Below are 15,667 nucleotides of genomic sequence, written 5' to 3' on the forward strand. Positions count from 1 at the left end.
GGGTCTACTTCTTCTCGTCAGGCGGTGAGATCGCCGAAGAAGGCTTCGACTTCGGGCTGGTTCATGTCGGCGAACCGGCACTCGACGATCTTGTCGCCGGCGATGCGGTAGTGACCCAGTCGCGCGGTCGTGACCGAGCGGTCGCCCCGGCTCCACTTCTCGTGTACGAGCAGCAGGACTCCGTCGTCGCCGACGAGCAGGGTGTCGTCGCCGAGCACCTCCCATTTGTCGGTGTAGTCGGCCACCCGTGACACCCAGTTCTGGACGAACTCCTCGCGGCTGTTGAAGGTGCCGGACAGGGGTCCGTCACCTCCCATGTGAACGATGAGATCGTCGGCGTAGAAGCTCATTCCGGCCTCTTGGTCACCGCGCTGCCAGGCAGCGTGGTAGTCGTGCATCACGCGTTCGGTGTTCTCGATGGTCATGGACACTCCTGAGGGTGTGGTTAGGAAGACGGCCGTCGCCGCCGGTTGGTCGAGGGGGACGCGTCGAGTGGCTCGACGATCGGTTGTCTCGGGCGGGGGCTGTTTGCTCGCCGAGAAGAATGAGCCGCCGGTCAGCGATCGGTTCCGCCGAGCCGCTGGAAATCGGCGGGTCGCTTCGCTTTCATCACCGCGGCGGTGATCAGTCCTGCGATGAACGATCCGGCGAGCACGAGAAGAAGGACGGAGTTGGCGTCCGATTCGCCGGCTACCAGATCGAAGTTCGCCAGCGCGAATCCGACCAGGCCCGACATCACGATCGCCGAGGTCAGGGGGGCAATGAGGGTGGACCAGATGTTCTCGCCGGTGCTTGTGCCCTTGCGCCGGAACCAGACCGCGACGGCGATGCTGACCAGGGCCATCAGGACGAAGACGCCGGCGTTGCCGAGGCCGGCGAGTTGCGCGTACACGACGGACGGGTCACTACCGGCGAGGGCGAAGAGGCCGACCCCGACCAGCGCGAGCGCGGAGATCGCCATCGATGCGCGGTAAGGGGAGCGGTGGCGACCGTGCACGGCGCCGAGGCCCTTGGGGAGGGCACCGTCGGCGCTGAGGTTGAACAGGTAGCGGGTCGACGCGTTGTGGATGGACAAGATCGACGCCAGGACGGCTGTGACGACCAGGGTGGTGGCGACGTTGCTGAACCACACTCCGATATACGTGTCGGAGGCGAGGGCGAACATCCCCGCGGGGTCGTTCTTCGCGGCATTTTCTGCCTCGCTGCCGAACGCGATGACCATCACCCACACGGTGACGGTGTACAGAATTCCGATGAACAGGACAGCGATGTAGGTGGCGCGCGGGATGGTCCGGTTGGGGTCCTTGACCTCGTCGCGGTAGAGGGCGGTCGCCTCGAAGCCGATGAACACCAGCATGGCGAACAGCAACCCGACCCAGACCTCACCGCCGGCGAACTCGGAGACGTTGAAGGGCGCGAGGGTCAGTCCGGACTCACCGCCCTGACCGACGATCGCGACGTTGAAGATCATGACGATGGTGACCTCGACGAACATCACCCACATCAGGACCTTGGCCGAGACGTCCACGTTGAAGTAGCCGAGAATGCCGATGACCACCCAGATGGCGAAAGCGCCCGTCCACCAGGGTATCTGCGGGCCTCCGTACTTGGTGATGAGATCTGTGATGGTGATGCCTGCGAAGCAGTACACACCCATGCCGATGACCGAGTACGAGAGTGTGGCAAGGAATGCGGAGGCGAGGCCGACATGGCGACCGAGGCCCTCGGAGATGTAGGCGTAGAAGGCTCCGGGGCGGGGCATGTGCTTGGTCATCGCCATGTATCCCACCGAGAAGATCAGCAGGACCGCGGTCACGATGACGAACGCCACGGGGGCGGTGGCTCCGGACGACATGATCGTCAGGGAGAAGTAGCCGGCAAGGCAGGTAAGCGGTGACGAGAACGCCAGGACGGAGAGGACCAACTGAGTTGTGCCCATCTGGCCGGAGAGGCGACCCGACGGGCCGTCCGGGGGTGCTGGTGTTCGAGTGTGGGTGGGAGAGGCTTCCATGGCGATCTTCAAATCCTTCGTGTGGGCCGATAGGACACGGTCAGGACAGGCGGGATGACACGGTCAGGACAGACGGACGGTGAGTCCTTCGCAGTTGCGGTGGCGGTCCGAGTTCGTCCACACGGGCTCGCCGACGATCTCGACCGTGCCGTACCGCTCGGCTATGACGTCGAGGACTGCGCGTAGTTCCGCGCGGGCCATTGCCTGGCCTGCGCAGTTGTGGGTGCCGACCCCGAAGGCAATGGCCATGCTGGCTTCCTTCGGCCGCTGGTAGTCGAACTCGTCCGGGTTCGGGAAGACGTCACGGTCGCGCAGAGCCGCACCGAGGACGAAGCGGATGCGGGTGCCGTCGCCGGGCACCGTGACTCCGCCGATCTCGAGGGGTTCGGTGGTGAACCGGTCGAGGGCGACCTCGGGCAGGGAACGCCGGAAGATCTCGTTGATGATCGCTTCTCGCGTGTCCGGGTCCTGCTTGTACACCGTGAATACCTGTGGATTGTCGGCGAGGTCGACCAGGGCGGAGGCCATCACGTGCCCGGGGTTGTGTGCTGCCGATCCCCACAGGATCTGGATCGATTCCTTGAGTTCGCGTTCGCTGAGCCGGCCCTCGTCGACGGCGGTGATCATCTCGTCGAGCAGCATCCCGTCACCAGGGTTGCGGCGTTTGGCTTCGATGAGCCGCTCGACCTGGAACATCATGTATCCGAAGCCCTCGTGGGCGCGGGTGACCTCGTCCGGTGTCGGGTTCCATCCCATGGACATCATGGTCAGGTTCGTGGCGTGGATGTAGGGGAAGCCGTCCTCGGTGGGGATGCCGAGCGCGTGGGCCATTGCGTCCTGGGCCGGTTGGACTCCGAGTGCGCTGTGCGCCTCGATGAGGCCGTCGACTCCGATCCGGTCGAGAGCGGCGCGGGCGCTGTCGGCGGCAGTTCGTCCCCATTTCCGGACTGCCTTGGGGGTCAGCCAACTGGCGAACGACCGACGGATGCGCCGATGAGTTTCCCCTTCGGAGAGCAGTACGGAATTGAGGTTTGCCGCCCACGGGCTGTCGCCGATGCCGTCCGGTGGCACCGAAAGCAGCGAAGGATGCTTGGCGAACTTGACCACGTCCGCGTATTTGCTGACCACGATGCTGCCGTCGTCGAGGACCAGGACCGGCTTCTCGGTGAGAAGGCGATCGAACCAGGGCCACGGGGCCCGGACGAACTCCGGATCCTCCCAGGGCAGGTAATCGGCTTCCGAGGGACGCTCGGTGAGAGTGACATTCTGGCTCATGGGCTGATCACTTCCGTCCGGTGAGGATGAGCATGGGGGTGGGGTGGACGCGCATCACAGGGCGTCGACGATCGACTTGGCCCAGGTCACCGCGCCGTCGGTGAAGGATTCGCCGCTGACCGCGTCGTGACGGCCGGTCTCACCGATCTGGCGTGCCCCGAGTCCGGCGAGGTCGGCGGTGAGGACGTCGATCGCGTTGTTGTAGGTCTCGTAGGTGCTGTCGCCGAGTCCGAAAGCTGCGAATCGTAGATCGGACAGATCGGGGCGGGTGTCGAGGATGGCCCGCTGGAACGGTTCGGTGGTGGCTGGCAGTTCACCCTCTCCGTACGTCGAGGTGATCACGACGATGGTTCCCGCGCCGGGGAGATCGGCGATGTCGAAGTCCTCCATGGCGATGGTTTCGGCCTTCACGCCTGCGTCGGTGAACGTGTCGGTGATGTCGTCGGCCACCAGTTCGGCGTTGCCCGATTCGGTACCGAACAGAATCTTGATTGCGGTCATGGGTAGCGGTCTTTCTTGTCGAGTGAATGCGGGGTGCGGACCTAGGAGCTGCGGCCCGCGGAATGCGCGATCGCGACCATCTCGTCGAGGTCGGTGATCTTGCGGCGGCAGCGGTGTGCGTCTGCTGCGCTGCGTTCGGCTTCGTCGATCGCTAGCCAGCCGTCGAAACCGACGGTGGAGGAATGTAGTTGCGGCAGAACGGTAGCCAAGCCGCTGGCGCCTTTTCGGGGGATTCGGCCGTCGGCCAGATCGGCGACGATCGACCGTGCCACCGTCTGCGCGTGTTTGCGGTTCTCGGCGATGTTGCCGCGGCCGTTCCGGTCGAGCCAACCGACACGATAGACATGGGCACCGGACCACGCCGCCACGGGGACATCGTCTCGGGTGTCGTCGGGTTGGCAGAAACCAATGGCGGTGATGACGGTGTCGGCTACGTAGGAGTCGGTGTCCCCGGAGGGGCCTGTGACCTCGAGGACCGTGCGTGCGTCCTCCTGCCGGATCCGCGTGGGCACGGCCTCGAAGTGGAAGGTCAGCACGGTGCGGTCTTGCGTGTCCACGCTGGCCGCCTTCTGTACGGCCTCCCGCAGGAGGTCCACCGCCGGTCCCTGCTCAGATTCGTCCAAGCCCTCCACCTGCACAGCGAGTGTGTCGATTCCGCACAGTTCGCGCAGCATGGCGAGGTCGAATTTGGCGTTCGAGGCCGGTGATCGTCCGATCACACGCACGGTCTTCGGCGGGTTGGGTCTGAGTAGATCGAGGGCGCGATCGTCGATGTCCGAACCGGTGAGGTGGTGCGAACCCTTGGTCAGTAGACGCACGACGTCGACTGCGACGTTGCCCTGGCCGACCACGATGAGGTCCGCGCCGAGTTCGCCGTCGAGGGGTTCATTGGCCAGCGCGGCTTCCTCCGGGAACGAGTTGAGGGTCCGAAGCACCTGGCCGGCGCCCACCACGTGGGCACCCTCGTCGCGAGGAATCGTGAGTTGACGGTCGCTTGGTAGTCCGGTCGCGATGACAACGATGTCGAAGGCGCTGGTCAGTTCTTCGAAGCTGATGTCCACACCGATCCGTGTGTTCCCGACGAACGTGACAGCGCTACGCTCGAACATGCGATCGAATTGACGTGCGACCGCCTTCGTGCCCTGGTGGTCGGCGGCGACGCCGTAGCGAACCAGCCCGTACGGAACCGGAAGGGCCTCGAAGACGGTGATCTCTGCGTCCGCGAGCTCCTTGCGCAGGAACTGTGCGGTGTAGCAGCCGGACGGGCCGCTGCCGATGACGGCAACGGTCGGGCCGAGTTGCTCGACTGACGGGCTGGCGGGCACGGATTTTCTCCTCGCGATCCTGGGGCGCATCGGCCTCGTGAAGCGGTGCTGCAAGCAATAGGCGCGTCACCTGAGGTGGAAGCCGGAAACCTTCCCGCAACAAAAAGTGACCCGCGCCATACTTGCGAATGAATGTTAGCTTGAGTTGGCGAGATGCGCCACTGCCGGATCTATATTGCTCGACAACGAGCACTGGTAGGCGGGCACCCGCTGTGATTCATCGATCGAGCGGGCCGCGATCGTGGCCAAATTGGGAGCACGCAGTGCTATCAGCAGCGATGTAACCTCGTGGAACCCTCACGCTAGATGCAGGGGCGAGCATCGCCCGACGGTCCCGCGCGTCGGGTGTAGCCGAAGCGGTGATATCGAGGAGTCGCCGACCTTGACAATATGGATTAATGATCATTAAATAGTCACAGCGACACGGAGGTGATCCAGATCTCCTCCACCGCGCCTTCCGGGAAAGTCGGGCGCGACTCGTGGGGCCCGAGCGCCGGCCCCTCCCGTCACAGCCGGGGTTACGAACCAGACATGAATCTGCAGGGAGAGCTCGATGGGTTTCAAAGTCTCCGCCGACACTGGTGGAACGTTCATCGATGTCGTTGTTCAGGACGCCGCATCGGAACAGGTGATCGGCAAGTCCCTGACCACGCATGACAGGGTCTTCCGCGGGCTTTCGGCCGCGCTCGAGGCGGCGGCGCAGGAGATCGGGCTGACCGCGAAGGAGGTTCTCGCGGACACCGACCTGTTCATCTACGGCACCACACGCGCGACGAACGCCATCATCACGCGCAACATCGCCAAGACCGCTCTGCTCTCGACCGAGGGGTTTGAGGACGTCCTGCTGTTGAAGGAAGGTGGCAAGCAGGACGGGTACGACTTCACCAAGCAGTACCCCAAGCCGTACATTCCTCGCAGCCACACCTTCGGTGTGCGGGAGCGGATCAACTCCGAGGGCCAGGTCGTCGTCGATCTCGACGAGGATCACCTGACTGCGATCATCGAAGCGATCCGTGAGGGTGGTTTCGAGGCGGTTGCGGTGTCGCTGCTCTGGTCCGTCGTCAATCCCGATCACGAGTTGCGCGTCGAGAAGAAGATCGCCGAGCTGTGCCCGGACCTGCCGGTGACGCTGTCGCATCAAATTGCGCCCATTGTTCGCGAGTACCGCAGAACGTCGGCCGCCGCGATCGACGCGTCCCTGAAGCCGTTGATGCAGCACCACTTCCGGCAGCTCGAGCAGGATATTCGCGATTTCGGCTACCAGGGCACCATTCTTGTCTCGACGAGCATGGGCGGAGTGATGAACATCGACGAGGTGATCGAGTCGCCGATCCACACCGCGCGCAGTGGCCCGTCGATGGCCCCACTGGCTGGCCTGAACTACTCGATGCTCGAGGGCCTCGGCGGGGACATGATCGTCGCCGACACCGGCGGAACGACGTTCGACGTGGGCCTGTCCCGCGACGGCGCGGTCGTGCACTCACGCGACACCTGGCTCGGCCCGGAGTGGGAAGGCGATCTGCTGGGCATCTCCTCCGTCGACATTCGCTCGATCGGCGCCGGCGGCGGCTCCATCGCCTGGATCGACGAGGGTGGGCTGCTTCGTGTCGGACCGCAATCCGCAGGTTCCGAACCCGGGCCGGCGTGCTACGGCAACGGCGGAACCGAGCCCACCCTCTCCGATGCCGCCTGTGTGCTCGGCTACTTCGACCCCGACTACTTCCTCGGTGGCCGGATGAAGCTCGACGTCGCCGCCGCAACCAAGGCGATCAGCACGCTCGCCGACAAGTTCGGAATCAGCGTCCACGAAACCGCATGGGGCATCCTGTCTCTGGCGAGCGAGGCGATGGTCAAAGCCGTCCACGAAATCACCATCGCGCAGGGCCTGAACCCGCAGGACAGCACGCTCGTCGCCGGCGGCGGCGCCGCGGGAATCAACATCATGAAGATCGCGGCAGAACTCGGCACCCAGCGCATGGTCCTGCCGAAGGTGGCCTCAGCCCTCTCGGCTTCGGGCATGCACTTCGCCGACATCGTCAAGGAGGAGTCGACGGCCCTGATCACCTCCTCGGACGCGTTCGCCGCCGACGGGGTCGACCGTGTCCTCGACGCACTCGAACTCCGGCTCGACGACTTCGCCAAACGTTTCGGCGGCGAGAACCCGGACTACACCGTCGAATTCGGTGTCGAAGCCCGGTACAAGTCGCAGGTGTGGACGATCGATCTGCCACTTCCCTCACACCGCGTCTCCGGGGACGGCGGCGATCAGGCCAAACTCTTCGAGATGTTCCACGACCTGCACGAGCGCATCTTCGCGGTGCGCGACCCAGGGTCGGCGATCGAGTTCCTCAACTGGCGGGCCCGGGTGACGATCAACCTTCCCCGCATCGCGCACGACTATCCGGCCGCGCAGGCACACGTCGGACAGACGAGCAGCTCGCGCGACTGCTACTTCGGCGAGGTCGGCACGGTGGACACGCCGGTGTACAAACCGGCCGACCTGACTCCCGGAACCCGCGTGACAGGCCCGGCGATCATCGAAGAACCCACCACGACCCTGGTCGTCTTCCCCGGGATGTCGGCGACGGTTGCCGATTCCGGCAACTACCTGCTTTCGATCGGCAACGAGGAGTCGAAATGAGCGAGACACAGTTCGACGGTGTCCGCACCGCAATCATCGCGAACAAGGTCGACGGCATCGTCCGCGAAATGACGAACACCCTGCTGCGGACCGCGCGGTCAGCCGTCATCAACAGCGCCCGGGACTTCTCCTGCGCCATCCTCACCGCCGACGACGAACTGCTCGCCGCGGCCGAGGCGATCCCGGTGCACGTGTTCGGTGCCCAGCTCCAGGCACGGGAGCTGCGGATCGCCCATCCGAACATGCGTGAGGGCGACGCCTTCCTCGACAACAACCCCTATGTGGGCAACTCCCACGCAGCCGATCACACGATCCTCGTCCCCGTCTTCGTCGACGGCGTGCACATGTTCACCGCTGTCACGAAAGCGCACCAGGCCGACGTCGGGAACTCGATCCCGACGACCTACCACGCCGCCGCGAAGGATGTGTACGAAGAGGGCGCCGTGATCTTCCCGACGGTGAAGGTCCAGTCCGACTACGAGAACATCGACGACATCATTCGCATGTGCCGGAGTCGAATCCGGGTACCGTCCCAGTGGTACGGCGACTTCCTCGCCTCGATCGGCGCAGCCAGGGTTGCCGAGAGACGACTGAAGGAACTGGTCGCCAAGTACGGGAGCGAGACGATCCGCCAGTTCACCCGTGACTGGCTCGACTACAGCGAGAAGGTCATGGCCAAGGCCATCGAAGACCTCCCTGCCGCCACCCTGCACAACTCGGGCCGACACGACGCCTTCGACCCGTATCTGCCTGACGGACTGGACTTCCAGGTCAGCGTCGAGATCAAACCCCACGACGGCAAGATAAACGTCGACCTGACCGAGAACGGCCCCAACGTCGACTGTGGTCTCAACCTGACCGAGGCGACCACCCGGGCAGCGGTATTCGCTGGCATCTTCAATGCCATCCCGGCGTCGGTCCCGAAGAACAGCGGCGCGTTCCGGCGCGTCCAGATCGACATGAACGAGGGCTCCGCGGTCGGAAAGCCACAGTTCCCGCACAGCTGCTCGGTGGCGACGACGAATGTCACCGACCGGCTCATCAACTGTGTCGGATCCGCCTTCGCTCAGCTGGGCGAGCCTTACGGTGTGGCCGAGGGCGCCGTCGGTGTCGGCGCCGGCTATGCGGTGCTGTCCGGGCACGACGAGCGTTCGAACGACGAGTTCGTCAATCAGCTGTGCATCACCGCCAACGGCGGTCCCGGTAGTGCCCACGCGGACGGCTGGGTGACCTACGGTGTTCCCTGCACCAGCGGGCTGATGTACCGCGACTCAGTCGAGATCGACGAGATCAAGATGCCGATCATGTACAAGCACCTGCGGATGGTTCCAGACACCGGTGGAGCCGGAAAGTACCGGGGCGGGCCATCGTTCGAGTATGCCTACACGCCCAAGGATTCGCCGATCTCCCTCATCTATCCGTGTGACGGACAGATCACCCCCTCGAAGGGCGTCAGCGGCGGCGAGGACGGGAGAACCGCGTCGGCATGGCTCGAAGCAGCCGACGGTAGTCGTCGCACGTTGCCGAACGCTGTCGACATCGTGCTTCAACCAGGCGAGACGATCCACGGATTCGACGCCTCCGGTGGCGGGTACGGTGCACCATTCGAACGCGATCCTCGGCTCGTCCTCGAGGACGTCCTCGAAGGCTGGGAAACAGCCGAGCACGCCACCGCAACCTACGGTGTCGAATTCATCAAGACGACCGGCGGTCTGACCGTCGACGAACAGGGCACGGCGCGCCGCCGTGCATGAGTAAGAAGTGTCAACTTCCCGATAGCAGCCATGGTCGTGTCATTCTCACGGGCTCGGGCGGGTCAGCACCCCCGATTCGAACGGACTGTCGATAGGCAGCGAAGCCTCAACGAAAGAAGAACAAGTAGATGACTAAGCCGACAGTGGTCGTCCTCGGCGCCGCCGGTGCGCAGGCATCGGGCCTGCTCCGCGGATTCGGACGAACCGAGACAGACCTCAAACTGGTGTTGTGCGACCGTGCGTGGCGCGACGACGCCCCGCTCGAGGTGGGCAACCAGGAGGTGCACCGAGTACTGTTCGACCTCCTCTCCGAGCCGGACAAGCTGCGTGAAATCCTCACCGGCGCAGACTTGGTGGTCAACCTCACCGGTCCCTACTACACTCTCGGCCCGATCATCTTGGATGCGGCCATCGAGGCGGGAACCAACTACCTCGACATCTGCGACGACGCAGATGCCACCGAACTGCTGCTCCAGCGTGACGAGGCCGCCAAAGCAGCCGGTGTGACCGCACTCATCGGAATGGGCTCGGCGCCGGGCACCACGAATGTCCTCGTCCGGCTCGCGCTCGATGCGCTGCCTGCCGGCGACGCCAGCGCATCGATCACCTGGTGCGTCGATGCCAAGGACATGGTCGGGGCGGTCGTCCCGCACTTCGCGCACTCGTTCAGCACCGCCGTCCCCGAATTCGGAGGCACCCCCGGCTGGGAACTACTGGCTCCCGAGCGGGTGAGCTTCCCCGAGCCGGTCGGTGAACAGCTAGTCGTGACGCTGAGTCATCCCGAGGTCCTGACACTTCCGCGCTTCACCCGGGTGACCAAGGCCCACAACAAGGGCGGACTCATCCCGGAGGACTTCACCCACCTGGGCTGGTCGGTGTCACGCCTTCCCGACGGCCCCAACCGAACTGCGTCCATGCACACCATCTTCGAGGCCGCACTCGCCGGGCACAGCGAACGGGAGCCCGTCGGATCGGGTCTGATCGTCGATGTCCGGGTTGGCAGCGACGGCATCTCCTTCCTGTCGGGCGGCCAGATGAGCCAGGACGACGCCACCGGCACTCCCGCCGCGGCCGGCTCACTCGTGGCACTGCAAGGAAAGGTCCCTGGCCCCGGCGTGGTCTCGCCAGAGGTGCTCGAACCGGCGGACTTCTTCACAGCCCTGCGTGATGTCTCCGCTGGCGGCGGCGGCATGACCGCCTACCGCACCCGCGACGGCGAGATCGTCGAACACGTACGAATCCGCGACCTGCTCACCCTCAGCGCAGTAGCAAGCTGACCTCACAACAATCTCAGGCGCTGACGCCGCCTTGGCGTACGCGTCGATCAGAAAGGAAAAACCATGGCGAAAGTCAACTGGGATCGAGTCTCTCGTGGTGTTGCCCGCGAGCAGGAGAAGATGATCTGGCGTCCCTACGGGATCCCTACCGTCCTCGATCTCGAGAACTCGGCCTTCCACGACGCCCCGATCTCCACACCGTGGGACGTCCCAGAGAAGCTCGTGGTGTCCGTTGCGATCACCGGAGCCTTCTTCAAGAAGGACCAGAACCCGAACCAGCCGATTACTCCTGGCGAGATCCATGAGTCGGCCCGTGAGGTCACCAAGGCCGGTGCGAGCACGGTGCACATCCACGTCCGCGACGACGCCGGCTACAACGTCCTCTCGCCGGATCGGTTCCGTCAGGTCATCAGCCCCCTGCGGGAAGAGTTCCCCTCACTTGTCGTTGACGGGTGCCTCGTGCCGGCACTCGACGGTGAGTGGGAACTGATGAAGCAGGTCCTCAACGAGGGCGTACTCGACGCAGCCCCCATCAACACCACCGCCACCTACATCGGTGACTCGCTGTTCGTCAAGCCCGCCCCGATCATGATCGAGAAGGTTCGCCTGATCAACGAGGCCGGTTCGAAGCCCGAGATCGCGGTCTACACCGACGCCGACGTCTCCAACGCCGACCGATTCCTCATCAAATCGGGTCTCATCGACACGCCTGCCGTCTGGCTGATCCTGCCCGCGCTGCCCGGCTGCAGCCCGATGGAAAATCCCCGTCAGATGATCGAAAGCCTCACCCGCACAGTGGCATCGATCAAGGACATCGACCCCGACGCCTTCATCATGGTCTGTGCCGCCGGCCGCGCCTCCTCCCATGTCGCCAACCTCGCAGCCCTGATGGGCCTGCACATCCGAGTCGGCATGGAGGACACCTACTGGCTCTGGCCGCACCGCCCGGACAAGGTCGAAAGCAACCTGCAGGCCCTGCAGATCGGCCAGACGATCTCGCATGCCGTCGGCCGCCCCGTGGCGACCCCGGAGGAATACCGGGCGATGCTCGGACTTCCCGCCCAGAACGCCCACGCCGGCAAGATCCCGGCCGGGCAGACCACCTAGGCATACACCGCCGTGTAGGTCATCCGCGGGTGGGGATCACGCCGACAACCAGCGTGATCCCCATCCGGCCCCTACGGACAAGATCGGAGAACCGAGTTGCGAGCAGTGTGTGTAGTGAAGTTAGAGGGCCCGTCTGCCCTAGAGGTCCTGGACTGGGACACTCCGATGCGCGCCGCCGACGAGATCCTTGTCGAGGTCAGGGCGGTCGCTCCCGCCTTCCCAGACCTCTTGATGTCCCAGGGGAAGTACCAAGTTAAGCCAAAGCTTCCGTTCAGCCCCGGCTCGGATTTCGCCGGAGTTGTCCTGGAAAGCCCGGCAGGTTCCGAGTTCGTCCCCGGGACCCGAGTGGCAGGTTGCCTCAGCTACGGCGCCGCCGCCGAACAGCTGTCGGTCACCGAGGATCGGCTATACCCGATCCCGGACGAGATGAGCTTCGTCGATGCCGCGGCGATTCCGATGAACTATCTGACCTCGCACTTCGCGCTGGTGACTCGCGGGAACATGGGCAAGGGGGACTGGGTGATGGTACTCGGCGCCTCCGGTGGCGTCGGGCTGGCCAGCATTCAGGTCGCCGCCGGATTCGGCGCGCAGGTCATCGCCGTCGTTTCCAACGACGAACGTGCCAAGGCCGTACTGGAAGCAGGTGCACACCATGTAGTGCTGCGCGACGAAGTTCCCGACAAAGCCCGCGAGATCACCGGTGGACGCGGCGTCGACCTGGTGGTCGACGTTGTCGGCGGCGACATCCGCAACGCACTCAAGTCTCTCGCTCCCGGTGGCCGAGTCATGGCCGTGGGATTCGCCTCGGGCGAGATCCCGACGGTGAAGGTGAACAGGCTGCTGCTCACGAACACCGACGTGCGCGGAGTGGAGTCGGACTATCTGTGGAAGGCAGGGATCAGTCGCGCAGCCTGGGACGACCTGATGACCCTGAGCGGTGACGGCTACATCAAACCAGTGGTCAAGGTCGGCGGCGACCTCACCGACTACGGCAGCGCACTGGCAGACCTGGCCGCGCACAGTGTCGTCGGACGTGTGGTCCTGACGGTCTGAGTTTCGCGGACGTCAGGTTGGAGTCGATCGGGACCGGATGGCGGCCCGGTCTCGATCGACCCGACGAGAGCGCTCGTCCACGTCGAGGACATGTCGCATGACGGTGACGAAGAGTGTTGTGCGAGAGATGAATTTAGGAAGCAAGATCATAGCGGCAACCGTCTGTCAGGCCGCCCGACCACTCACCGACTGGCTACCACACCCGGAGGACAAAGCATGGCTGCCTCGAACGATGTGCGCATCGAGATCGACGGACCTGTCCTGATCGTCACCCTTGATCGCCCGAAGGCGAACGCCATCGACGCGCCGACCAGCAGGGCGCTCTACAACGCCTTTGCAGAGCTGCGTTCGGATGATTCACTGCGTGTGGCGGTGCTGACCGCTGCCGGTGACCGCTTCTTCAGCGCCGGCTGGGACCTGAAGGCCGCGCACGCAGGAGAGCCCCCCGACGCCGACCACGGCCCCGGCGGATTCGCCGGTATCACCGAGCTGTTCGGACTGACCAAACCGATCATCGCGGCTGTGAACGGATCGGCGTACGGCGGCGGCGTCGAAATGATGCTCGCAGCGGACCTCGTCGTGGCAGCGGAATCTGCGAAGTTCTCGTTCCCCGAAGCCCGCATCGGGGTCCTGCCGGATGCAGGTGGCGTGGTTCGGCTGTCGTCGCTGCTGCCGCGACCGCTGGCGACAGAGTTGCTCCTGACCGGCCGCCCCTTCACTGCCGCCGATGCGCACCAGTGGGGGCTGGTCAATCGGGTAGTCCCGGCGGCCCGGGTATTGGAGACCGCGAAGGAGCTCGCACGGCAGATCTGCGAGTCGGCACCGCTGTCGGTCACGGCAACCCTCGACATCATCGAGGCCACCCAGGGGCTGCGTGATCAGGACGCGTTCGAGGTGATGCGACACGGCCTTCCCACCGTTGCTCGAGTCCCCGCATCCAAGGACGCGGAGGAAGGCGCACGCGCCTTCATCGAGAGGCGTGCGCCCCAGTGGCAGGGACTCTGATAATGGCCCACGGACCACGTGGATGGACGTGACAGAAGCCGCCACGGACAGCCGCCCACATCAACCGGCGTCGGCACGATCCGGCACCCGCCCGCCACGCGCAGTGCGCGAAAAATTCGAGGAGTCCACGGTGACGAAGCACCCGTACTTTGACGATCGCCCGATCCCTTTCCCCACCCTGTCTTCTGCGCTTATCCACTGGGCCACAACCACCCCCGATGCACTCGCGTTGACGACGTCCACCACCGAATGGACCTACGCGGCGTTCGCCGAGCACGTGGCACGGTGTGGCCGCTGGCTCGCGGACCAGGGAATCAAGCCCGGCGACCGAGTGGTCATCGTCGGTCACAACACCGCGTCGTGGGTCGTGCACTACATGGCCGTTCTCTCCCTCGGTGCGGTGATCGCTCCGGCCAACAACCGACTGAACCCGAGCCAGTTCGCCGACCAGGTCGCCCTGCTCGATGCCGCCCTCGTCCTGGCCGATGACGCCCACACCGAGATCGCCGGCGGCGTTCCTGCCGGCAAGGTCCGACACCTGGCAGACGACTACCTGACTGCGACTCCCGCGCCATTGCTGCCGGTGGATCCGAACGCACTCGCCCTGATCAGCTTCACCTCGGGGACGACTGGAAAGCCGAAGGGCGCGATGCTGGCCCAGCGGGCGCTCGCCGAGGCGTCCTGGGCGTTCGCCCGGGTGCTACGGACCGGACAGCACGATTCGACCCTCGTGGTCGTACCGATGTTCCACAACACCGGGTTCGTCGATCAGTTCGGGCACATGCTGCTGCTTGGTGGACGCACGGATCTGCTGTACAAGTTCCGCACCCAGGACGCCGTCGCCGCACTCACGGCCCGGCCGGTGACGTACCTGGCGGCGGTCCCGAGCCTCCATCGCCTCATCATGTTGGCCGACGGCGCCGATCAGGCGCTGGACTCGGTGCGAGTGCTGCTCTACGGCGGCTCGCCCATGCCGGTCGCCTGGATCGACGAGCTTCTGGCGAAATGGCCCCGGATGCAGTTGTTCCACGGCTACGGTATGACCGAGTACGGCTCTGCGGTGTCCTTTCTTCCTCCCGAGCACGCGGAGAGCCGCGGTGAATCCGTTGGTTTCGCGGTTCCGGAAACACGGATCCGGATCGTCGGAGAGAACGGCCAGGACGTCGAACCCGGCACGGTCGGCGAGATGTGGGTGCAGGGTCCCACCCTGATGCAGGGATACTGGCGCCAGCCCGAGCTCACCGCCGCCAAGATCAGCGACGGATGGCTGCGTACCGGCGACCTCGCGAGGCTCGATGACGAGTTCTACTACATCGAGGGTCGCGTGGACGACGTGATCAACCGTGGTGGCGAGAAAATTCTCCCAGCGCATGTGGAGGGACTGCTGTCGGAACTCGGTTCCGTCGGTGTGAGCTGTGTATTCGGAATGGCTGATGCGGTCCTGCAGAACCGGATCTGGGCTGCTGTCGAGGAACGGCCCGGCCATCTCCTCGACGAGGAGCATGCTCGGCGCGTGTTGCTGGAGAAGCTTCCCGATTATGCGGTCCCCGAGCGTATTACGGTTCTCAATCCGCTTCCGAGGACGGCGAGCGGCAAGGTGGACCGCCGCGCCGTCGCAGCACACTTCACCAAGCTGATCGACAACGGTGCGCTCACCGCTCGGCGCTGACACCGGCCGTCGTCACGAAGCCGGAGGTGCGTACGCCCCCCGGCTCGTG

The 15,667-nt window shown here is 64.8% G+C and carries 12 protein-coding genes; 7 read left to right on the forward strand and 5 right to left on the reverse strand.

Annotation, left to right across the window (positions count from 1 at the left end; all coding sequences use genetic code 11):
- Positions 1 to 17 precede the first annotated feature (17 nt).
- From QM841_RS34775 to QM841_RS34795, 5 genes are all read right to left on the reverse strand, one after another.
- Positions 18 to 425, reverse strand: a complete 408-nt coding sequence (locus tag QM841_RS34775; RefSeq protein WP_283335448.1) for a nuclear transport factor 2 family protein — start codon at positions 423 to 425, stop codon at positions 18 to 20.
- Between the two features lie 131 nt (positions 426 to 556).
- Positions 557 to 2,011 (reverse strand): APC family permease, encoded by a 1,455-nt coding sequence (locus QM841_RS34780; protein ID WP_283335449.1) that lies wholly within the window; start codon positions 2,009 to 2,011, stop codon positions 557 to 559.
- A 63-nt stretch (positions 2,012 to 2,074) separates the two neighbouring features.
- A complete protein-coding gene (locus QM841_RS34785) occupies positions 2,075 to 3,286 on the reverse strand; it encodes a cytochrome P450 (protein ID WP_283335450.1) in 1,212 nt (403 codons plus the stop codon).
- A gap of 54 nt (positions 3,287 to 3,340) precedes the next feature.
- Positions 3,341 to 3,787: a flavodoxin domain-containing protein gene (locus QM841_RS34790; protein WP_133987916.1), complete on the reverse strand. Its 447-nt coding sequence runs from the start codon at positions 3,785 to 3,787 to the stop codon at positions 3,341 to 3,343.
- A gap of 41 nt (positions 3,788 to 3,828) precedes the next feature.
- Complete coding sequence (locus QM841_RS34795) at positions 3,829 to 5,112, reverse strand: FAD-dependent oxidoreductase (RefSeq protein ID WP_283335451.1); 1,284 nt, start codon at positions 5,110 to 5,112, stop codon at positions 3,829 to 3,831.
- A gap of 553 nt (positions 5,113 to 5,665) precedes the next feature.
- Between QM841_RS34795 and QM841_RS34800 the strand changes: the two genes are divergently transcribed.
- The 7 genes from QM841_RS34800 to QM841_RS34830 all read left to right on the forward strand — a co-directional run bounded on the left by QM841_RS34800 (position 5,666) and on the right by QM841_RS34830 (position 15,618).
- Entirely contained in the window at positions 5,666 to 7,753 is a 2,088-nt protein-coding gene (locus QM841_RS34800; protein ID WP_283335452.1) for a hydantoinase/oxoprolinase family protein, read from the forward strand.
- Positions 7,750 to 9,507 carry a hydantoinase B/oxoprolinase family protein gene (locus QM841_RS34805; RefSeq protein ID WP_133987919.1) on the forward strand — a complete coding sequence of 586 codons (1,758 nt, stop codon included), beginning with the start codon at positions 7,750 to 7,752 and terminating at the stop codon, positions 9,505 to 9,507. The genes QM841_RS34800 and QM841_RS34805 overlap by 4 nt, the downstream gene beginning before the upstream one ends.
- A gap of 128 nt (positions 9,508 to 9,635) precedes the next feature.
- Positions 9,636 to 10,784 carry a saccharopine dehydrogenase family protein gene (locus tag QM841_RS34810; RefSeq protein WP_283335453.1) on the forward strand — a complete coding sequence of 383 codons (1,149 nt, stop codon included), beginning with the start codon at positions 9,636 to 9,638 and terminating at the stop codon, positions 10,782 to 10,784.
- A gap of 63 nt (positions 10,785 to 10,847) precedes the next feature.
- Entirely contained in the window at positions 10,848 to 11,891 is a 1,044-nt protein-coding gene (locus QM841_RS34815) for a beta-keto acid cleavage family enzyme (protein ID WP_133987921.1), read from the forward strand.
- A gap of 165 nt (positions 11,892 to 12,056) precedes the next feature.
- Positions 12,057 to 12,944: an NADPH:quinone oxidoreductase family protein gene (locus QM841_RS34820; RefSeq protein ID WP_133987922.1), complete on the forward strand. Its 888-nt coding sequence runs from the start codon at positions 12,057 to 12,059 to the stop codon at positions 12,942 to 12,944.
- Between the two features lie 216 nt (positions 12,945 to 13,160).
- On the forward strand, positions 13,161 to 13,949 hold the full coding sequence (locus QM841_RS34825) for an enoyl-CoA hydratase-related protein (RefSeq protein ID WP_283335454.1): 789 nt from the start codon (positions 13,161 to 13,163) through the stop codon (positions 13,947 to 13,949).
- A gap of 130 nt (positions 13,950 to 14,079) precedes the next feature.
- Complete coding sequence (locus tag QM841_RS34830) at positions 14,080 to 15,618, forward strand: class I adenylate-forming enzyme family protein (protein ID WP_283335455.1); 1,539 nt, start codon at positions 14,080 to 14,082, stop codon at positions 15,616 to 15,618.
- Positions 15,619 to 15,667 lie beyond the last annotated feature (49 nt).

Source organism: Rhodococcus sp. IEGM 1307 (assembly GCF_030056915.1).
Taxonomy (GTDB): domain Bacteria; phylum Actinomycetota; class Actinomycetes; order Mycobacteriales; family Mycobacteriaceae; genus Rhodococcus_F; species Rhodococcus_F opacus_D.